A 20,931-nucleotide genomic window follows, 5' to 3' on the forward strand; every position below is an offset into this window, starting at 1 on the left:
GCGAAAGCGGCGTTTTGTTTTCAGCTTGTCAGATCAGACCGGCAGGGCAATCTGGTGATCAACACTGAATTGATAATCGCGAAATACATGTTCAGCACTCAGCAATTCATAAGTACCATCTGGCAGTTTGCGGGTCGTGTCTTTCAGGCGGTAAGTCATCTGGCCACAAGTCCAGCAATTAAAGTTGCGCATGTGCGTGCACAGGCAAGTCTTGTCCATGACCGAGACTTTCTTGGCATCGGGATGGGCTGCCACTTCACGGTTATACGAAGTGATGTAAGCGCAGTTACCATTGCCATCGAGCAGGTAGCCATAGGATTCGCAACCGGGGCGTATGCCATCGCCTATCGCTGGCGTGTTCTTCAGCATGCGCATGGGGTAGCCGGTAGGCGAGATATTATTGACTTCGATATCGCCTTCGCTGGCCTTGAAGTATTCCTGTTTGACATTGTCTGGAAGGCCGCATTCTTTGGTAACGGTAAAGCGGGTAGCTACCTGTACCCCGGCAGCACCGTTTTCCAAAAAGGATACGGCATCGCTGCCTGTGAAAATACCACCTGCGGCTATCAGCGGGATATCCAGGTTTTCTGCCTTCAGGTACTGGACGATTTCAGTGATGATGGTTTGCAGGTCATATTCTGCCCAGTCCATGCCAAAACCCAGATGTCCTCCAGCCAGTGGGCCTTCAACGATGACGTAGTCGGGCAGGCGGTTCAGACGCGAATTCTTGCGCAGGAATAGCTGCAGCGCACGTACTGAAGAAACGATGATGCCCAGTTTTGCATCGCGGAAGCGCGGGTGATCGGCGATCAGGCCAAAGGAGCCCAGATGCAGGCCGGCACTCATGGTGATGCCGTCGATACCGGCATCCAGTGAAGACTCCAGGCGCACCTTCAGGGTTTCGCGCGGGCCATTCATGGTCAGTTTTTCCATGCAATTGACAAAGATCATGCCCTTGCCCTGCTTGGCTTCCATGGTCTTGCCTATATGCATACGAGTGGCTTCTGCCAACTGCTCCAGATTGAACTTGATGTCAGTCTTGTCGGAGTTGTTGATATTGTATTTGTAGAATTTGGTCTTTTCCTTGACAAAGCTGGTGTCAAAACGACGGTCAGAGACATCCTGCACCATGGCATCAGAGATATGGCCTATACCGCCCAGACGTGCAGCAACCAGAGCCAGTTCAGCAGTGGAAATATCGACGCCCATGCCACCGATCATGATAGGAACCAGCTCATCTTTGCCCAGCTTCAGGCGGAAATCATCTACACGTTTCATTGTTATCCTTGATACATTTTGCTCAAAAGTAAATCACGCGACGCTATATTCAGTACTCTCTCAATACCCTTAGTACTCTTACTCTACAGATACATATTGCATACTTCTTGTAATTTCTTGTTGGTTCCGGGCTGCAAACCAGCAGACGAACGAGATTGTAAGCCAGGGCTAGCCGCTATAGCTAAGATTATATTCTGTAAGGGAGGCAAATACCCAGGCGCAGGCTTTATCTCTTGCTATTTGACCAACGTAATTTGGCCCAGGCAGCCTGTTGACTTGCATTCAGGAAAGTCCAGGCAACCAGACGGCTCTCTTTATTGCCCTGGCTCATGATAATGGTTTTTTCATCAAGCGCCTTGACCTGCTTCAATGCCGCATGGATTGCAGGCAAATTGGCAGACTTTGATACCAGGGTAGAAAACCATAAGATTTTTGTGGGTATAGCCGCACTTTCAGTGATCATTTTCTTGATAAACGCCAGTTCCCCGCCTTCGCACCAGAGTTCTGCAGCCTGGCCGCCAAAGTTCAATACGGGTACCGCCTGCTCTGCCTGGCCGGTTTGCTTCAGGTTTCCCCACTTGCGCTGGCTGCCAGCCCTTGCTTCTTCAGCAGAGGCGTGAAAAGGCGGGTTGCACAGGCTGACATCAAACCATTCATCATCGCCAACAATGCCATGGAACAGGGATAGGGCATTGGCCTGATGACGTAATTGTATCTGCTGGCCCAGGCCGGGATTGTGTTCCAGTATGGCCTGGGCATTAGCCAGCGAGGCCGTATTGATGTCGCTGGCACAGAATGACCAGCCATATTCGCTGGCACCAAGCAGGGGATAAATGCAACTGGCACCCGTACCAAGATCCAGAGCCAGTACCTGTTTGCCTTTGGGTATGCGCCCCTGATTGCTGCCCGCCAGCAAATCAGCCAGATAATGCAGATAGTCTGCCCGGCCCGGCACTGGAGGACAAAGATACTCAGAGGGTATATCCCAGCCACGCACGCCATAACTGCTGTGCAGCAAGGCCTTGTTGAGCAGTTTGACTGCCAGCGGGTCGGCAAAATTGATGCTGGTTTCGCCAGCCGGGGTGCTGACAAGCAGAGATGCAAGTGCCGGCTCAACCTTGGTCAGGGCCGCAAAATCATAGCGTCCCTGATGGCGGTTGCGCGCATGCAGTAATGAGCTGCCAGCGCGGTTTCTTGCATCCTTCTTGTTCTTGTTGCTCATCTGGCCTGATCCATCATCTTTGATGCCTGCTCATCTGCAGGCGAATCCCGCATTGTCCCACGAAGGCCCGTGGCTTGCTGAGCAGAAAAATCCAGACTGCAGGCGGTTTTCGGCAATGCTGCTGATATTTTGCTCATGCTTTGTTCATACTTTAGTAGGGGCTTGTTTTCCTGACAAAGGATGTAAAATTCAGTAAGTGTTTTATTCGTTTTGAAACACCGTTGCTAAAATTTGGCGGCTCTAATTGAAAGGTATAAGAAATGAAAAAAATCGCTATCGCTGGCAGTATTGCTACTGCTGCCATCCTGTCAGCCTGCTCGACTGCGCCTGTTAAACACACAGCTGACCCAGTTGCACCTGCTGCCCAGGTCGTTAGCGTGCCAGCCAACCTCAAAGCACCTGCAGGTGAAGTACTGGCCTTCCAGATGGCAGCTACCGGCGTGCAGATTTATGATTGCCGCGCCAATAAATCCGGACCTAAAAAGTTTGAATGGGTATTCCGCGCACCAGAAGCTGAGCTATATGCCAGCCATGACCCTAGCAGCCCCAAACTGGGCAAACACTATGAAGGCCCGACCTGGGAAGCTGCTGATGGTAGCCGGGTCATCGCTGAAGTAGTCGCCAAGAGCGACAGCGTCGATACCAATGCCATTCCCTGGCTGTTGCTGAAAGCCAAGTCAAGTTCGGCGAATGGCACCTTTTCCAAAGTGACCAGCATACAGCGCGTGGTCACTGTTGGTGGCAAGGCACCTTTGACGGGTTGCTCGGATTTCCAGATAGGTGCAGAAACACGCACACCTTATAAAGCCACCTATTATTTCTTCAAGGCAAATTAATTGCCACTTTGTTGTTTCTAATTGCTTCAGAGTAAGCAATTGATTTCCATATGGGTTCATAATAGGCGTCCCCATCATGAACCCCTATTGCGATGATACTGGACGGTTTTGATCTTGCCATTTTGCGCTATCTGCAAAAGAACAGCCGCCATTCAGCCGAGCTGATAGGGGCAGACATCGGCCTGTCTGCCACTGCCGTGCAGCGCCGCATACGCAAGCTCAGGGATGAAGGCGTCATTCGTGCAGAGGTGGCGATAGTCAGCCCCCAGGCGGTTGGCTACCCTCTGACTGTGATGGTTGAAGTTGCTTTCAAAAAAGGCCTGGGCGATGTCATCGACAGCTTCAAGCAAGACATGCAGGCCCTGACTGAAGTACAGCAATGCTTTTACCTCGCGGGTGATTTTGACTTCATGCTCATTGTGCAAACCACGGACATGGCAGCCTATGAACGTTTCACCCGTGCCGTGCTGTTCGTCAATGAGAATGTACTCAAATTCCGCACCACTGTGGTCATGGACATCGTCAAGCAAAGTTACTGCCTGCCGATTTAAGCTTCAGCATCCAGCGCAGCAAATACTTCTTTCGCTGCAAACAAGCCATTCAGCGCCGCGGGAAAACCGGCATATACCGCCATCTGCATGATTACTTCTGTCACTTCTTCGCGTGTACAAGCTACATTCAGGGCAGCCTGTATATGCACCTTGAGCTGGGGTGTGGCATTCCCAAGCGCCGTCAGTGCTGCAAGCACGGCGATTTCGCGTGACTTCAAATCCAGTTGCGGGCGTGAGTAAATATCCCCGAAAGGGAATTCAATCAGGTAGCGTGCAAAATCGGGCGCAATATCAGCCAGCGCGGCGATGACTTTTTCTCCTGCTTCGCCATCGATTTCCCTGAGCTTTTCCCAACCGCGCTGATAACGTTCATTGATGGATGCATTGCTGTTTTGATGCATGATCAGACTTTCTTTTTCCGGCCAGCCTTATCAACTATCATTGTTTGATAAATCCGGATTTTGTCATCCAGGGCGCTGGCATTGGCTGCAAGCTCAGACATGGTGATGGCCAGGCGCTGACGATGGAGCTCAAGCATCGTCAACCGCTGTTGCAGACTCATTTCTCCTGCTGCCCTGAGCTGCGCATACTCACGTATGTCCGCCAATGGCATGCCGGTTTGCTTCAGGCGCAGCACAAACTCCAGCCACAGGACGTCCTGGCTGTTGTAGCGTCTGTGGCCGTTGTCTGCCCGTTTGGCTGCCTGCAAGACCCCGGCTTTTTCATAGAAACGCAGGGTATGTGCAGACAAGCCGGTCAGGGCAGCCAGCTCGCCTATGGAAATGAATAATTTTCTGGTCACGGTATGATCTTAGAACTTAGAGTGGACTCTAAGTCAAGCATACCGCAATTACAGTGTTTCAGGCCATGTGTTCAGTACATGCATGCAGACCATGCAGGCAGAAGTGCACGCCTGTTTCACAAGTCGAAAGGATCGCGGCAAAGTGACTGCAAATGCAGGCTGCTGTCATGAAAAATCCTGTGATGATCGCGGCAGACCGTGATGCACAGATATTCTTCATCCAGGGTTTTGAGGGCTTGTGCATAAGCGGCTGAACGGGCATCTGCATCAGCGATATGCCGGTATTCCGCCACCGTGGCATAAAAGCGTGCGTATGCTGCCTGTGCTTGCTCCTGCGGTGCCTGTTTTTGATAGACACCAACATATTCGTCGGCATCATCAAAGTCCTGTATCCAGCCTCGGGCAACGATATCAAATTCGCCGCGTGCAACATAGTCATAAACCTGTTCGGCATTTTTGGTCCGTATCAGTTCGCAATGTATGCCACAGGCTCGCAAAACGCTGATGGAAGCGTCGAGTGCGATGGTCAGCGGCCCGCGTCCTGCCGCATACAGTATGCGCACTGCGGTGGTGGCAAAATGCCCGGCCCAGCGCTGGCGGAATTCTTCCAGCGTGAGCTTGCTGGCTGGCGCCTTGGGTACGGCCAGCACATCTGCGGGAATAAAATCTGTGTGATACAGCGCCCCCAGTTTTTCCTGCGCCTCTTTTTGTACCAGAGCATGAAAATCCTTGCGCATGGTCAGTTCATTGAAGATGCCTGCTGCATTCAGGATTAACATACCTGACCAACGGTCACGCAGCCTGGTTGTATGCATGTTTTGCATCACATCCAGGCGCAACTGATGCTTGCGTTCCAGCAAGGCAGCATTCGCCCTGCCATCTTGCATGGCAAGACAGACGTCATCAAACTTGTCATACAGTTGTATGTTGATTTTTTCTGGCAGCTTGCGCTGACCTGAGTAAACTGGATTGTGTGCCAGTTGTATTTCATAGTCACTGGCAGAGCACACCCGCATGGGGCCAGAGCACATCATGAGATTGTCCTGGGTTTGCACACAAATCCCCATCGCCGGATGAGCAATGATTTCCAGCAAAGGGCAATACGGCTGCCTTAATTGTATAAAGACACGGCCCTGTACGTCATCGGCATACAGACCAGCCGGAATTTCACCCTTGCTGCATTCTGACGCGCCGACGATCAGTCCGCGTAATAGTCCGGCAAAGATGGATGTGGAACAAGGCCAGATGTGGCGCGCAAAGCTGTGTACCACATGTGAGGCCAGCAGCGGGCTGCCATCGTCGAAGAAGGCAGGGCCAATATTAAATGACCATTTGCTGTAGTCGGCAGAATGCGTCCAGCTACTGGCCAGTTCAGCGACAGGTTGATCGCCAGAGCGGTTGATGCGTAACAGGGTCTGATAGAGCAGTGAACTCAAGGAATGGCATACGGCATCCGTCCTGAGCGGGTCGATGTGGAAGAGTTTTTTTAAGCTGGCGATATGCAGAGTCATGTTTTAACGAAGGAAGCAGTCAAAACATTATTCTCGCTTTTCCATCATGCGGGCAAGCGGCTTTTTGCGCTGCATAAACGCCGCCTGGCCCCGTTTTTTTGTACTAAGAAGGCAATTCGAAGCGATAACCTACGCCATACACAGAATGCAGGCATTCATTGCCTGGCAGTTTTCCTTGTATCTTTTTGCGTATGTTCTTGATGTGAGTATCCACCGTCCTGTCATTGATGTCGCGCTGGTCTTCATGGGCAAAGTCCAGCAATTGCTGGCGTGAAAACACCCGTTCAGGATGGCTGATGAATTCGGCCAGCAAGCGATATTCTACCGGCGTCAGGTTCAGAGGTTGGGCATCAACCAGTATGCGCAGTTGCTCTTTATCGATAACAAAACGTGATTGTTCAGGGGCTGGCTGCACAATCGGACCAGTCAGACCAGTCTGACCAGCCATACTGCGGCGCAAATGCACCTTCACACGTGCGACGACTTCACGTGGGCTGAAGGGCTTGCACACATAGTCGTCGGCCCCGGTTTCCAGTCCCAGCAAACGATCTACCTCTTCCACCCTGGCAGTCAGCATGATGATGGGCACCTCGCTGAATTTGCGTACTTCATTGCAGATACTGATGCCATCCAGTTCTGGCAGCATCAGGTCCAGCAAGATCAGGTCGGGTGCGGACAGGCGCAGTTGTTCCAGTGCCAGCCTGCCATTCGCTTCATGGCTGACCTGGTAGCCTGCCGCCAGCAGATAGTCCTTCAGCAGGGCCGCGATTTTCAAGTCATCTTCAACAATGAAGATGTGGGCGCTATTGTCCATGTGATGATTTATGGTGTCTTGATAAAAGGCAATTGCATGAGAATTTTCACGCCACCCAATTGTGAGGCAGATGCACTGATACGTCCACCATGGGCTTCAACAATGACCTTGCAGATCGCCAGGCCCAGGCCGCTGCCACCACTGGCGCGGTTGCGTGCACTGTCGGCCCGGTACAGACGGTCAAACAACAGCGCGTGGCTGGCATCCGGCACGCCAGGCGCACTGTCTTCGATACTGAGTTCAAGCAAGGCAGCATTGCGTGTCAAGGTACACAGGATAACCCCGCCGCTATCGGTATAGCGTATGCTGTTTTCCAGCAAATTACTGAGTACCTGGGTCAGGCGACCGCCATCGGCATTGATCCATGCTGGCATTTCGCCCAACTGGCTGTCAAGGTGCAGGCCGGCCTGCTGTATGCGCAGGCCAAAGCGTTGCAACAGGTCTGCCAGCATGGGGCGCAGGTCCATGGGCTGGAACTGGTAGTGCAGTTCACCGGCATCGGCCAGGGTCAGTTGACGCAAATCATCAACGAGCTTGTTGATGTGGCGAACTTCTGCATGCAGGGACTCCAGCGCTGCTGGCGTGATGTGCCGTACGCCGTCCATCAGGGCTTCTACTTCACCCTGTATGACAGTCAGCGGGGTACGCAATTCATGCGAGATATCAGCCAGCATCTTGCTTCTCTGCGCTTCGTTTCTCTCCAGGTTTTGTGCCATGCTGTTGATGTCACGGGCGAGATCACCTAGTTCATCCTGGCTGATCATTTCTGCCCTGGCATCAAGCTGCCCCTTGGAGATTTTTGCCGTCACCTGATGCAGGGATTTCAAAGGGCGCAATAAATGCCTGGCCAGCCAAAGGGAAAATGCCAGCGACACCAGTATCAATGTCAATGCCAGCCATAAGGTATGACGTATTTGCACGCTGACAAAATCCATTGCGCTGGCGTTCGAGATTTGTCGCAGAGGGGCCAGCCGGAGCGTGCCTATACGCTCATTGCCCAGCATGATGGGTACGATACTGCCACCGGGCGCATCGCCGGGGCCTATCAGGGCGATGCCATTCTTGTCTATCAGGGACAGTCTTTGTCCAAAGCCCATCGGGTCTATCGGTGGCCTCTGCTCAGGCGGTGCATCGCGTGGCGGTCTGTCCTGTCCTCTGGGAGGCGGGGGCGGTGGTCGCCTGTCATTTGGATCGTCGGCAACGTCTTCACGCGGCCTTCTTCTGGGTGGTGGCGGTGGGTCGTCTTCATTCTCGGAACGTGGCCTGTTGCGTATCTGGTCGAGCAAATCACGCATGGGGCGGCGGTTGGCCTGGAAACGGTCAAAATTACCATACTGGCGATAGTCTTCTGCCAGCAGATTGCTGAGTCTGGCCAGGTCCTGCTTTTCCAGGTCGCTGAGGTAGGCGATGAAACCACTTTTGAGGTTTTGACTGGTGACCCAGGCCAGCGTGCCTATGCTGATAATCACAATTGCCGTAATGGCCAGAGCGAGCTTGCGAGCGATGGTCAGACGCATACTTCAGGGCTCCCGGATCATATTGAATAGTATTGATTTGCCATGGTGCCAGCCAATTATGGAGGAATCATGAAGTAAAGACGATACGCAACAAAAAAATATTTTTATAAAAACTATACAGATGGAATTTCAAAAAAACTGTTTTCTTCATTTTTTCTTCACATTCAGAAATCATCCTGTACCCAGTCTCAGAACTTAGCGCAGAGAATGCCGGGCTTCTTGAGTAGAAAAATCGAAACTTCAAGGGGGCTAGAAATGAAATCACAAAGAATATCGAATTTGCATGTTATGGCTGGCGCGCGGGCAAGAGTACAGATAGGCAGTGCCATGCTTGTGCTGGCAAGCCTGGCTGCCTGCGGTGGCGATGCAAGTACGGCGGGATCAACGAATAATGTTAATAGCGCGCAAGCAGCACCGCCGGTAGGCACGGCTGTACTCCTTGCTCCGGTACCTGCCCCTGCAGACCCGCCTTCACTCGTGCCTATTGCAAACGGCGAGGGAGCGGCTCTGACAGTTACAACGACGGGTAGCATAGACAGGAATAATCCCTTCTTTAAAGCCTTTGGCAATGGCCGCAGTTGTGCCAGCTGCCATCAGGAAAGCCAGGGCTGGAGCATACGCCCTGACGACTTGCAACTGAGATTTACTGCCAGCAATGGCAATGACCCGGTGTTTGCCCTCATCGATGGAGCAAACTCGCCGACTGCCAAAGTGACTACGCTAGATCAAAAACGTCTGGCATATAACATGTTGTTGTCCAAGGGGCTCATCAGAGTAGGTTTGCCAATACCCGCTGATGCTGAATTTATACTGGATAAAGTGGATGACCCTTATGCTTACGCCAGCGCCAAAGAGCTGTCGCTGTTCCGCCGTCCCATGCCAACGACGAACCTCAAATTTTTGAGTACAGTTATGTGGGATGGTCGTGAAACGTTCAGCGATGCCAGGTCCAGTCTGTGCATACGCAATACCCGGCCGCTACAATGTTTTTCGGCCACCGATTTCGATTTGCTGCACCAGTCAAATAGCGCAGTCACTGGGCATGCGCAGGCAGCGCAGGGCTTGACTGCAGCAGAGCAGCGCAGCATCGTTGATTTTGAAAAAACTTTATTCACAGCACAGATCAGCAGTCTGGCAGCAGGTAATCTGACAGACCTTGGCGCCAAAGGTGGCCCTGCAGAGCTGGCAAAAAATAATTTTTATTTCGGTATCAATGACCTCGATGGCGGTGACTATATAACGGGAGCGCCATTCGACCGCAATGTCATGAACATGTTTGCCGCATGGCGTGGGCTGGACAGGCCAGCGCCACCAAACCCGCCAGTTCAAGGAAGGCCACCGCAACCACCACAGCCACCATCGGCAATCAATATTGCCAGGGCATCGATAGCCAGAGGCGAGCAGATATTCAATAACAAGCCTTTCAATATCACACGCGTCGCTGGCTTCAATGATGAATTGCGTGTTGGCTTGCAGCGCGCAACCTGCGCCAGTTGCCATAGCGTAGGCAATGTGGGGTCACATTCTGTGCCGCGCCTGTTCAACACCGGCGTATCAGATGCCAGCCTGCGCACACCTGATATGCCCTTATATACGCTGAGGAATAAACTGACTGGTGAGCTGGTGCAAACCACGGACCCCGGCAGCGCCATGAACACAGGAAAATGGAAAGATATAGGCCGCTTCAAGGTACCCAGCCTGCGCGCCATAGAAGCGCGTTCACCTTACTTCCATAATGGTGGCATGGTGGAGATTACGGATGTCGTAAAATTCTATGACAAGCGTTTCAATATAGGATTTACGCCGCAGGAGATTATTGATCTGGCGGAGTTTTTGAAAGTATTGTAAAACTGGTTTGGATTAAGTGAAAAGAGCAGGCTCTAAGGCCTGCTCTTTTGTTTCAGGGGACTGCGTATTATTGTTAGCCAGCGTAAAAACAACGACCACATACATGTTGATAACGCTCGTTCCCACCGATATCAATTTGCTCCCCAGATTTCATGCGTCGGCCATTTTCATCAACGCGGATATTCATCGTGGCCTTCTTGCCGCAAGCGCAGATGTTTTTTAATTCTTCTATATCGTCTGCGAGCGCCAGCAAATATGCCGAGCCGGTAAATGGCTCGCCCAAAAAATCGCTGCGCAAGCCGTAGCAAATCACTGGCACACCACGAACCTGTGCCAGTTGATGCAGTTGACGTACCTGGTCAGCAGAAAGAAATTGCGCTTCATCCACAAGCACGCAACTGACCTTGGGCGTTTCTGCCAGGAAATCAAAATGGCTATCAAAAACTTCTGCCTGTCTTTGTGGACCCAGACGTGAAGTGACTTTACCTGCACCGTAACGGTTGTCTATGGCCGCAGTATAGAGAAGGACTTTTTGTCCCTGCTCTTCATAATTGTGTGCCACCTGCAAAAGTGCGGTGGATTTTCCGGCGTTCATTGCTGAGTATCTGAAGTAGAGCTTGGCCATGCCTGTTTCCTGTTGGTTCCTGATGGACTGTTGTCAATCTTGTTGATGAAGACAGTCGATTTATTGTCAATTTTATTGAAGTAAAATTTTTTTATAAAAAGCTCTTGAAACTCCTTGTACCAGTACCATTTTCTACCCAGCAGATGCTCAAATGCGAGGTCTGCCAAGGAAGTAATAGCACTGGTTTTTTAAAAGAGTTTCTAAACATTTAATTTATATCGCTTCAATTTATAAGGATATTATCATGCGTAATTTTGACTTCGCTCCTCTGTACCGTTCCGCTATCGGTTTTGACCGTCTCGCACAATTGTTTGATGACGCACAGCGTACAGAAAATGCACCCAGCTATCCCCCCTACAATATCGAGTTGATTGCAGAAGATAAATATGCAATAACCATGGCAGTTGCCGGGTTCGATCGCAGTGAACTCGACATCGAAACCGAGCGCGATACCCTGAAAATTGTAGGCCGCCGCCAAAAGGCAGAAGGCACACGCAACTTCCTGCACCGTGGCATAGCATCACGTGATTTTGAACACCGTTTCCGCCTCGCTGATCATGTCAAGGTTGTTAGTGCCCGCCTCGACAATGGCTTGCTGAATATCGAACTGGTGCGTGAAATTCCTGAAGCACACAAACCACGCCGCATCCTGATCGATGCCGAGAATCTGCAACTGGTAGAACAGCAGGCTCAGGTGCAAAACCAATTGCAACGCCAGGTTGCATAAGCGATATTAAGCAATATCAAGCAATAAATTTGGCCCGTGCGTACACATGGGCCAGTCTCCAAAAATGAAGTAAAAAAGCATGGGCTTGCCCATGCTTTTTTACTATCTGCAACTTTAAAAAAAAGCCTCAGCGAAAGTTTACAAAATTTTTACAGGCAAGCCAGTAAATTTTGGGTAGAATAGCGCCCAAAATCAGGGACTTAGCGTAATTTGATCAGCAATAAAAGACCATACTTTTATGACCTGATCGTGACATCCGGCTTGGTGATGACACCCTGATGCCTGAATAAATTTTATAGAGCTGCCTATGAGAAAGACCCTGAAGTCTGGCATTTTCTCGATGGGACTGCTGCTATGTCTGAACTGTGCTTTTCAAATCCCCGCTCATGCAGCGGAAGATGGCACCGACTTGAATCTGACTACCCTCACAGGCGACTGGAATGGCCAGCGCCAGACCTGGCTGGACCAGGGTATCAGTCTGGATTTCACGCATCGTAGCGACATCGTGCGCAACCAGAGTGGTGGCATTGCCACCGGCACTAAATGGCTATCGTATACCGATGCCAGGATACGCCTCGACCTGAACAAGCTGATGGGATGGGAGGGCTGGACTGCCTACACCCAATACCATAGCGAACTGGGTGGCAAACCGAATATACAAAAAGTCGGCAGTTTCATCGGTGTCGATAATATCGAAGTCAAAACCAATACTGCCCAGTTCTCTGAACTATGGCTGGAAAAAAGCATGCTGGACGACAGGCTGGCTGTGCTGGTCGGCCTGTATGCAATAGATTCTGAATTCTATGTGACCGACAGCTCAGGCGTCTTTTTACAACCTGCCATGGGTATGAATATTTCTGTCGGTCAGACTGGCAAGAATGGGCCGCCTATCTACCCCATGGCATCCTTTGGCACGCGCCTGCGCTACAAGTCCGCAGACAAAAATAGCTATGTGCAAATGGCCATGCTTGATGGTGTTCCCGGTGACCCGGCCAATCCGCGCGGCAGCCATATTAAATTTGATAAAGGCGACGGCATCCTGCTCATGGCCGAGGCTGGACATTATGGCGAAAAACCGGGTGGCGATGAAAAAGCCCTCAACAAAACTGCCGTAGGCATGTGGCGTTACAGCGCTGGTTATGCTGATCTCAGCAGTCTGGATGCAAACGGCAAAGCTGTGCAACGCAAGAATTTTGGCTGGTATGTTTTGACCGAGCGCACCCTGCTACCTAAAGCCGGACATCCTGGTCAGGGTTTGCAAGGTTTTTTCCGCTTTGGTACGGCGCAAATAGACATCAACCAGTCTGACTGGTCAGTGAATCTGGGTCTCAACTACGTCGGCCCTTTCGAGGGGCGGGGTGAAGATCAATTGGCGCTGGGTATGACCTATGCTCGCGCCAGTGAAAAATACCGCAAGCTCAACAAGGCTGACAATTTTGAATCCATACTGGAGGCGACTTACAAAATGCAAGTGCGCCCCTGGTTGGTACTGCAACCTGTCGTGCAATGTGTCTTCAATCCAAATATGGATGCCAGGCTGAAAAATGCCTGGGTATTCAGCCTGAGGACAGAAATCGCATTTTAAGCTTTCAGGGCAGGATGATATTCGATGCATTCACTTCGCGGATATCTTTGGTCCCCGTCAAGGCCATACTGACATCCAGTTCTTTTTGCAGGATTTCCAGCATGGTCGTGACACCTGCCTCACCCATCGCACCCAGGCTATACAAAAAGGCGCGGCCTATCATGCTGCCCTTGGCACCCAGGGCAGTGGCCTTGAGTATGTCTTGTCCTGTGCGTATGCCACCGTCAAACCAGACTTCGGTCTGATGACCCACCGCATCGACGATTGCTGGCAATGCCTGTATCGATGACATCGCACCATCAAGCTGGCGGCCACCGTGATTGCTGACGACGATGGCATCAGCACCAGCAGCGACCGCCAGTTTGGCATCCTCGACATCGAGTATGCCTTTGAGTATCAGCTTGCCGCCCCATTCTTTCTTGATCCACGCCACATCATCCCAGCTCAGCGTTGGGTCGAACTGGCTGGCCGTCCATTGGCTTAGCGTGACTATGCCATCGCCACCTTTGACGTGGCCTACAAGGTTGCCAAAAGTCTTGCGGCCAGTCAGCGCACGCAGGGCCCAGGCTGGTTTTGTGGCGAGGTCGATGACGTTTGCCAGCGTCAGCTTGGGTGGCACCGACATGCCGTTTTTTAAGTCTTTATGGCGCTGTCCCAGAATCTGCAAATCCAGCGTGAGTACCAGGGCTGAGCATTTGGCGTTCTTTGCTCTTTGTATGAGTTCTTTGACAAAGCCGCGGTCACGCATGACATACAGCTGGAACCAGAAAGGCTTGGTGGTGACGCTGGCCACGTCTTCTATTGAGCAGATGCTCATCGTCGATAGCGTGAAGGGGATGCCGAATTTTTCTGCCGCTATCGCTCCCAGCATTTCACCATTGGCCCATTGCATGCCTGTCAGCCCGGTCGGTGCTATTGCTACCGGCATGGCTACTTCCTGGCCTATCATGGTAGTGCGGGTACTACGGTGTTCTACATTGATGGCAACCCGCTGCCTTAGCCTGATGGCTGCCAGATCGCTGGTATTGGCCTTGTAAGTCGATTCTGTGTAAGAACCGCTGTCTGCATAATCATAAAAAGCTTTTGGGACGCGCTTTTTGGCAAGCAGGCGCAGGTCTTCTACACAGGTAATGACGGGCATGGTTTACTCCAGCTGATTAATTATTTCTACAAGTGTAGGGGATAAGCTACATTGCATGGCAGAAAAGCTTTCAGAGTTTACATGAAGGATTTTCAGCATTGCCCTTGTCACACAGCTTCACTCAAGAAATTGATCGGAAATAAGGCTGCGCATCCACTGATTGCCTGCATCCTGATTGTAACGCCTGTGCCAGAACATATTGGTCTGCAGGGCAGGCAAGCGCAAGGGGGATTTGACATAGCGCAAGCCAAACGGTGCGGCAGCACGCTCCGCCAGTTTTTGTGGCACGGTTACCAATAAATCATTGCAACTGACTATGTACGGAACGGCAACGAAATGCGGCACGCGCAGATGGCTGGCGGCACTGATGCCGGCTTTCTCCAGGCTTTGGTTGACTTTGGCATAAGGATTTTCCCTCGATGCAACAATCAAGTGTCGCGCCGCCAGGAAATCCTTCATCTCCAGCCTGTCTGCCGCCAGTGGATGGCTTTGCCGGAACATGCAAACATAGTTTTGCCTGAACAAACGGCGCTGATACCAGGCATCGGACAAATGATCAAAAGCGCCTATCGCCAGATCAACCCGGCCAGACTCCATTTCTGTTTTTAAATCGATATCACTGGCACGTACGGTGGATAATTGTAATTGTGGCGCCAGGCTATGCAGATGCTCTGCCAGGATAGGCATGAAATACACTTCACCGACATCGGTCATGGCAATCGTGAAATGGCGCTTGCTGCTGGCAGGGTCAAAACTCTCTTGCCGGTTCAGTGCCTGGGTGATGTGGGTCAGTGCCAGCGCCACAGGCTCGGCAAGTTGCTCTGCCAGCGCCGTCGGTTGCATGCCTGTTGCCGTACGCACAAATAATTCATCATCAAAGCTGCGCCGCAGCCGTGCCAGGGCATTGCTGACTGCTGGCTGCGACAGGCCCAGCTTGCGGGCCACAGAAGATATCTGACGGTCTTGATAGACTTCCTGGAAGATCACCAGCAGGTTCAGGTCTATGTCTTTGGGTTCCAGCATAATGTTCCAGTCTTATTGTTCAGCGTCAGTGTCCAGCATCAGTGTCCAGTATTATTGTCCAGCATTATTGTGCAGTATTATTGATATTATGAATGTAGTACATTTTTGTATTTATATCGTAAAACGGGAAACTTTGCATTAAAGTGCAACTGTACAAAACTCACATTGCAGGAAACGCCATGAGCAAGCACGATGCAAGAGAAGTCCAACTTCATTACCAGACCGGTTTTGCGAATGAATTCGCGACAGAGGCATTGCCAGACGCCCTGCCCAAGAGCCAGAATTCCCCGCAGAAATGCGCCTATGGCCTGTATGCCGAGCAAATCTCCGGTACAGCCTTTACCGCCCCGCGCCATGTCAATCGTCGTTCCTGGTTTTACCGCATACGCCCGGCAGCGATGCACCAGCCGTTTAAGCAAGTCAGCAATGGCCGCATGACTAACGATTTTGCAGCAACACCAACAACGCCAAATCAATTGCGCTGGGACCCAATGCCCATGCCGACTGAGGCAACGGATTTCATCGATGGCTGGATGACCATGGCAGGCAATGGTTCGGCTGATGCCCAGACAGGTTGTGCCATCCATATCTACACAGCCAACCGCGACATGAGGTCACGTTTCTTTTATGACGCCGATGCTGAGCTGCTCATCATCCCCCAGCAGGGTCGCCTGCATATCCGCACAGAAATGGGTTTGCTCGATATAGAGCCGCAAGAAATCGCCGTGATACCGCGTGGCGTGCGCTTCCAGGTGCAATTGCCCGATGGCGAAGCGCGCGGCTATGTCTGCGAAAACTTTGGCTCCATCTTGAAGTTGCCTGATCTTGGCGTCATCGGTTCCAATGGCTTGGCCAACCCGCGTGATTTCCAGACACCGGTTGCCTGGTATGAAGACAAAGAAGGTGATTTTGAATTGCTGGCCAAGTTCAGCGGTAATCTGTGGTCGGCAAAAATAGGCCATTCACCTCTGGATGTGGTCGCCTGGCATGGCAATTTTGCGCCTTACAAATATGATTTGCGTCACTTCAATACCATAGGTTCCATCAGTTACGATCACCCTGATCCATCGATATTTTTGGTCTTGCAGGCGGCCAGTGATACGCCGGGTGTGGATACCATAGACTTTGTGATTTTCCCGCCACGCTGGCTGGCAGCAGAAAATACTTTCCGCCCACCCTGGTTCCACCGCAATATCGCCAGCGAATTCATGGGCCTTATCCATGGTCAGTATGATGCCAAATCTACCGGCTTTCGTCCCGGTGGTGCCAGCCTGCACAATTGCATGAGCGGCCATGGCCCGGATGCGCCAACTTTTGACAAGGCATCCGCTGCAAATACCAGCAAACCACATAAAGTCGATGATACGATGGCCTTCATGATAGAAACGCGTAATATCATCAAACCTACCCTTGCCGCCATGGAAGCGCCGCAATTGCAGGCAGACTATTACCAGTGCTGGCAAGGCATCAAGAAAAATTTTAATCCGGAGCAAAAATAAATGACGGTACAACTTAATGAAACCCATGATGCAGGCTTGCGCAGCTGGGTAGCATCCGCCAATCAGGCTGGCACGGATTTCCCGCTGCAGAATTTGCCCTACGGCGTGTTTCGTCGCCAGGGCAGCAACCAGGCATTTCGCATCGGTATTGCGATTGGTGACCAGATACTTGATTTGGCAGCGGCACACGCTGCCCATGCTTTTGCCGGTTATACCGAATTGCAGGGCGGGCATTTCAGTAATGCCGTCAATGCCAGCAACCTCAATGCCCTGATGGGTTTGGGTGCGCCAGTCTGGTCAGCCTTGCGCCTGGCCCTGTCGCGTGTCTTGCGTGAAGGTGCAAATCTGCAAGGTGCCTTGCAAGCCTGCCTGCTGGCGCAAAGTGCGGCAGAATTTGCCTTGCCTGCGCAGATTGGTGACTACACCGACTTTTACACATCCGTTCATCATGCGACCGCTGTTGGCAAATTGTTCCGCCCGGATAATCCTTTGCTGCCGAATTACAAATGGGTACCTATTGGTTACCATGGCCGCGCCTCATCTATCGGTGTATCAGGCCAGCAATTCCGCCGCCCGGTAGGCCAGACCAAACCGCCTACTTCAGAGACTCCAGTGTTTGGCCCTGCGAAACGCATGGATTATGAAATGGAAATCGGCATCTTCGTCGGCCCCGGCAATGCGCTTGGCGATGTCATCAATATGGACAAGGCAGAGTCGCATATCTTTGGCCTGTGCCTGTTGAATGACTGGTCAGCCCGCGATGTGCAGGCCTGGGAATACCAGCCGCTAGGTCCATTCCTTGCCAAGAATTTTGCCTCTACCATTTCCCCCTGGGTGGTGACGCTGGAAGCGCTGGCACCGTACCGCCATGCCTGGACCCGCGATGCAGAAGACCCGCAACCCATGGCATATCTGGATGCACCAGATTTACGTGACAGCGGTGCTTTCGATATACAACTCGAAGTCTTGTTGCAGACAGAAAAAATGCGTGCAGCAGGCGCACCTGCCGAGCGTTTGTCCTTGTCGAATTTCCGCCATTCATACTGGACGATAGCGCAGTTGATTACCCATCACACTGTCAATGGTTGCAATCTCAATCCTGGTGATTTGCTGGGCTCGGGTACGCAATCCGGTCCATTGGCTGAGGAAGCCGGTTCCCTGTTGGAACTCACTGAAGGCGGCAAGAAGGCACTGACTTTCAGTAATGGTGAGCAGCGTATTTTTATGGAAGATGGCGATGCCATCATCATGCGCGGCTGGGCACAGAAAGAAGGTTGTGCGCGCATAGGCTTTGGTGAGGTGGTGGGGACTTTGTTGCCAGCCAGGACGTAAATTTCCGATTGACTTTGACTTTCTGCAAGTAAAAAAACGGGACTTTTCAGTCCCGTTTTTATTCATGCCAATTAAGCCAGTCAAATGTGGTGTTAATTAAATCTGCACCCAGTTACCCTTGAATATAATCGGCCCAGATGGTTTCTCAGGATTGCCCGAACCACCTTTGGGTTCCAGCGTTACTGCCAGCAAAGGCACGCTGTCTGCGGTCATGTCTTTAGGCATGGGCAGGGTGATAATGCCTTTGTCGGCGACCAGGCCCAGTGATTTGACCTTGCCATCCTTGCCCACTGCCCATAATTCCAGGCTCTTGTCAGCAGCGATGTTTTGCGCTGTCACCATGCGTATCTGTAACTGGCCGCGTTTGCTGTCGCCGGTAATCACTGCGATAGCCTGTGCCTTGTCATCTGACAAAGTGGCGACATAATTGGCTTGTGGTGTTGGCTGCTGTTGATCCGCCTGTTTGCTCAGCAAGACGGATACCAGCACCACGGCGGCGGTGGTTGAGAACATGCCCAGGCCACGCCAGAATGCCAGGTCTTCGCGCAGTTTGCCCCAGTTGCGCCAGTAGGCAAATGGATCTTTGGTGGTGCTCAGGTTCAGGCGCTTTTCCAGTGCTGGCCAGACGGATGCCGGTGCTGTGACGGCAGGTGCGAATTCGGCCATGGGAACCAGATGCGCTTCCCATTTACCTACGACCTGGCGCAGGGCCGCATCCTGTTTGAGCCAGGCTTCAAAGCGGCGGCGTGCACCACCGCGCAGGGTGCCCAGCACATATTCAGAGGCCAGTTTTTCTTGCAGGGCCGGATTATTTTTTATCTGGTGCAAATTCATCATGCCTCCAGACGTGTAAGGCAGGTGCGCAATTTGTCGAGTCCGCGCCTGATCCAGGTTTTTACCGTGCCTATCGGCAGTTTCATGTGTTCTGCCACTTCACTGTGTGACAGATCATGGAAAAATGCCATCGCCATTGCCTGCCTGTGCAAGCCTTCCAGACGTGACATGCAAGACGCCAGTGCTTTGGCATCCTGTGTCAATTCCAGCGTCTGTGCTGGTGTCGGTTCAGTGCTTTCCATGGCTTGCATGATTCCCATATCAAAATTATCAGCATCGATTTCTACGTCGTGATCAACACGGCGCAGCAGATCGAAAGCGCGATTGCGCACTATCGTTGTCATCCAGGTCATTGGTGCTGCCAGACCGGCCTGATAACTGCCCGCGTTATTCCAGATGTTGACAAAACTCTCTTGTAAAACCTCTTCTGCCAACTCACGCTTAACTAATATACGCAGCGCGAAGCCAAACAGTTTCGCTGAAGTGGCGTCATATAGTAATTTAAATGCCTGAGCGTCTTTGCGGGCGACGGCGGCTAGCCAGTTTTGTAACTGGTTGGTATCCAGAGCGACAGTGGGCAATTGCTTATCCAATCTTGGCTGGCCCTATAAGTGATAAGGCTGACGTGGGTAGTGATGCGCTGATTTTAGTCGATTTCCAATTTGTACACAGTGCGTGTATCAGGATTTGTTGCTTTCCGTATGCATAAACAGGGAAGGGTGTTGCTCGGCATATTCACGCAAGAGATTCCAGACCACACGCACTCTTTGCAGGCGGTACAAGTCACTGGGTGCAGCCAGCCAGTAAGAACGCTCGGTAAAGAAACTGTCTTGCAAAACCGGTACCAGAGTACCGCTAGCCGGGATGGCATATGGCGGTGCCATGATCAGGCCCATGCCAGCCGCTGCCGCTTCGCATTGCGCCATCATGCCTGTGCAGCACAAGCGCCTTTTTGGCGTAAAGCCCAGCTTGTCAAGGAAGTTGAGTTCATTGCTGGCCAGGCGGTCTTGTACATAATCGACAAATTCATGCTCAGCCAGGTCTGCTTCGCTGCGTATTGGCGGGTGGCGCGCCAGATAATCTGGCGAGGCGTACAGGTTCAGGCGAAAAGTCGCCAGTCGGGTAAACACATAACGCCCGGTATTCGGCGGGTCCAGCATGACACCGAGGTCGGCCTCACGGGTTGCCAGGTTGGCAAAGCGTGGTTGTACCAATAAATCGACACTTAGTTCGGGATGGTCTTTGAGCAAATGTACCAGCAAGGGGGCAATCACCAGGGTGCCAAACATTTCCGGCACGCCCAGGCGTACGACACCATGGGCAGAGACGCTGGCAGCGCCCAGTTGATCAGTGGCAGTCAGGGCGGCGCTTTCCATGGCTTCGGCATGTGGGAGCAGGGCATGTCCCATCTCGGTCAGCTCATAGCCTTCGCGGCTGCGGTCAAACAGGGTGGAGCCCAGCTGGCTCTCCAGCCGGTCTATGCGGCGCGCTACTGTCGTATGTTCCACGCCCAGGCGACGGGATGCACCAGACAGCGTGCCAGCGCGGGCAAGCTCCAGAAAGTAACGCAGGTCAGTCCATTCAGGCATGCTATTCATGCGCTCATTGTGCACCAATTGTGCGGCAAAGCACATACGGCAACAGCTCATTTGCCATTTCTGCTTTGCAAGAAACCAAGAAATGCGGGTTTTGCACAACAACTGGGCAGTTTTAATTGCTCTATCTTCACTCTGATGTGCATTTATGCACAAACGGTGGGCGTACATGCGCTTTCTGGGTTTTTTCT

At 52.0% G+C, this 20,931-nt stretch carries 20 protein-coding genes; 7 read left to right on the top strand and 13 right to left on the bottom strand.

Annotated features, from left to right (window positions below; translation table 11 throughout):
* Window positions 1-33: 33 nt before the first annotated feature.
* Both UNDYM_RS01225 and rlmF read right to left on the bottom strand, forming a co-directional pair.
* Entirely contained in the window at window positions 34-1,278 is a 1,245-nt protein-coding gene (locus UNDYM_RS01225) for a nitronate monooxygenase (protein ID WP_162039404.1), read from the bottom strand.
* A 226-nt stretch (window positions 1,279-1,504) separates the two neighbouring features.
* Window positions 1,505-2,500 (bottom strand): 23S rRNA (adenine(1618)-N(6))-methyltransferase RlmF, encoded by a 996-nt coding sequence (rlmF, locus tag UNDYM_RS01230; RefSeq protein ID WP_162039405.1) that lies wholly within the window; start codon window positions 2,498-2,500, stop codon window positions 1,505-1,507.
* A 260-nt stretch (window positions 2,501-2,760) separates the two neighbouring features.
* Here rlmF and UNDYM_RS01235 point away from each other — a divergent pair, with 260 nt between their 5' ends.
* Window positions 2,761-3,336, top strand: coding sequence for a DUF3455 domain-containing protein (locus UNDYM_RS01235; protein WP_162039406.1), 576 nt, complete (start codon window positions 2,761-2,763; stop codon window positions 3,334-3,336).
* A 92-nt stretch (window positions 3,337-3,428) separates the two neighbouring features.
* Window positions 3,429-3,887, top strand: coding sequence for an Lrp/AsnC family transcriptional regulator (locus UNDYM_RS01240; protein WP_162039407.1), 459 nt, complete (start codon window positions 3,429-3,431; stop codon window positions 3,885-3,887).
* Here the strand turns inward: UNDYM_RS01240 and UNDYM_RS01245 are convergent.
* The 5 genes from UNDYM_RS01245 to UNDYM_RS01265 form a co-directional block, all read right to left on the bottom strand.
* Window positions 3,884-4,288 carry a carboxymuconolactone decarboxylase family protein gene (locus UNDYM_RS01245; protein ID WP_162039408.1) on the bottom strand — a complete coding sequence of 135 codons (405 nt, stop codon included), beginning with the start codon at window positions 4,286-4,288 and terminating at the stop codon, window positions 3,884-3,886. The genes UNDYM_RS01240 and UNDYM_RS01245 overlap by 4 nt on opposite strands.
* Before the next feature lie 2 nt (window positions 4,289-4,290).
* Complete coding sequence (locus tag UNDYM_RS01250) at window positions 4,291-4,689, bottom strand: MerR family transcriptional regulator (protein WP_232063663.1); 399 nt, start codon at window positions 4,687-4,689, stop codon at window positions 4,291-4,293.
* A gap of 116 nt (window positions 4,690-4,805) precedes the next feature.
* Entirely contained in the window at window positions 4,806-6,200 is a 1,395-nt protein-coding gene (locus tag UNDYM_RS01255) for an ABC transporter substrate-binding protein (protein WP_162039409.1), read from the bottom strand.
* A gap of 103 nt (window positions 6,201-6,303) precedes the next feature.
* A complete protein-coding gene (locus UNDYM_RS01260) occupies window positions 6,304-7,014 on the bottom strand; it encodes a response regulator (protein ID WP_162039410.1) in 711 nt (236 codons plus the stop codon).
* Between the two features lie 8 nt (window positions 7,015-7,022).
* Complete coding sequence (locus tag UNDYM_RS01265) at window positions 7,023-8,531, bottom strand: ATP-binding protein (protein WP_162039411.1); 1,509 nt, start codon at window positions 8,529-8,531, stop codon at window positions 7,023-7,025.
* A gap of 255 nt (window positions 8,532-8,786) precedes the next feature.
* Here UNDYM_RS01265 and UNDYM_RS01270 point away from each other — a divergent pair, with 255 nt between their 5' ends.
* Window positions 8,787-10,379 carry a cytochrome C gene (locus UNDYM_RS01270; protein ID WP_232063664.1) on the top strand — a complete coding sequence of 531 codons (1,593 nt, stop codon included), beginning with the start codon at window positions 8,787-8,789 and terminating at the stop codon, window positions 10,377-10,379.
* 73 nt (window positions 10,380-10,452) lie between these two features.
* On the opposite strand, the gene UNDYM_RS01275 is transcribed toward UNDYM_RS01270, so the two are convergent.
* Window positions 10,453-11,004: a thymidine kinase gene (locus UNDYM_RS01275; protein ID WP_162039412.1), complete on the bottom strand. Its 552-nt coding sequence runs from the start codon at window positions 11,002-11,004 to the stop codon at window positions 10,453-10,455.
* A 244-nt stretch (window positions 11,005-11,248) separates the two neighbouring features.
* Here UNDYM_RS01275 and UNDYM_RS01280 point away from each other — a divergent pair, with 244 nt between their 5' ends.
* Window positions 11,249-11,731, top strand: coding sequence for an Hsp20 family protein (locus tag UNDYM_RS01280; protein ID WP_162039413.1), 483 nt, complete (start codon window positions 11,249-11,251; stop codon window positions 11,729-11,731).
* Between the two features lie 307 nt (window positions 11,732-12,038).
* Entirely contained in the window at window positions 12,039-13,316 is a 1,278-nt protein-coding gene (locus UNDYM_RS01285) for a carbohydrate porin (RefSeq protein WP_162039414.1), read from the top strand.
* Between the two features lie 4 nt (window positions 13,317-13,320).
* Here UNDYM_RS01285 and UNDYM_RS01290 read toward each other — a convergent pair whose 3' ends face one another.
* On the bottom strand, window positions 13,321-14,457 hold the full coding sequence (locus UNDYM_RS01290; protein WP_162039415.1) for an alpha-hydroxy acid oxidase: 1,137 nt from the start codon (window positions 14,455-14,457) through the stop codon (window positions 13,321-13,323).
* Window positions 14,458-14,574: 117 nt separating this feature from the next.
* Window positions 14,575-15,480 (bottom strand): LysR family transcriptional regulator, encoded by a 906-nt coding sequence (locus UNDYM_RS01295; protein WP_162039416.1) that lies wholly within the window; start codon window positions 15,478-15,480, stop codon window positions 14,575-14,577.
* A 179-nt stretch (window positions 15,481-15,659) separates the two neighbouring features.
* On the opposite strand from UNDYM_RS01295, the gene hmgA reads away from it, so the two are divergent.
* A complete protein-coding gene (gene hmgA, locus UNDYM_RS01300) occupies window positions 15,660-16,979 on the top strand; it encodes a homogentisate 1,2-dioxygenase (RefSeq protein WP_162039417.1) in 1,320 nt (439 codons plus the stop codon).
* On the top strand, window positions 16,980-18,311 hold the full coding sequence (fahA, locus tag UNDYM_RS01305; RefSeq protein ID WP_162039418.1) for a fumarylacetoacetase: 1,332 nt from the start codon (window positions 16,980-16,982) through the stop codon (window positions 18,309-18,311).
* 96 nt (window positions 18,312-18,407) lie between these two features.
* Here the strand turns inward: fahA and UNDYM_RS01310 are convergent, their stop codons facing one another.
* From UNDYM_RS01310 to UNDYM_RS01320, 3 genes are all read right to left on the bottom strand, one after another.
* Window positions 18,408-19,145 (bottom strand): anti-sigma factor domain-containing protein, encoded by a 738-nt coding sequence (locus tag UNDYM_RS01310; protein WP_162039419.1) that lies wholly within the window; start codon window positions 19,143-19,145, stop codon window positions 18,408-18,410.
* Window positions 19,145-19,726, bottom strand: coding sequence for a sigma-70 family RNA polymerase sigma factor (locus tag UNDYM_RS01315; RefSeq protein ID WP_162039420.1), 582 nt, complete (start codon window positions 19,724-19,726; stop codon window positions 19,145-19,147). The genes UNDYM_RS01310 and UNDYM_RS01315 overlap by 1 nt, the downstream gene beginning before the upstream one ends.
* 99 nt (window positions 19,727-19,825) lie before the next feature.
* Complete coding sequence (locus UNDYM_RS01320) at window positions 19,826-20,743, bottom strand: LysR family transcriptional regulator (protein ID WP_162039421.1); 918 nt, start codon at window positions 20,741-20,743, stop codon at window positions 19,826-19,828.
* Window positions 20,744-20,931: the final 188 nt, after the last annotated feature.

Origin of the sequence: Undibacterium sp. YM2 (genome assembly GCF_009937975.1) — a bacterium.
Taxonomy (GTDB): domain Bacteria; phylum Pseudomonadota; class Gammaproteobacteria; order Burkholderiales; family Burkholderiaceae_D; genus Undibacterium.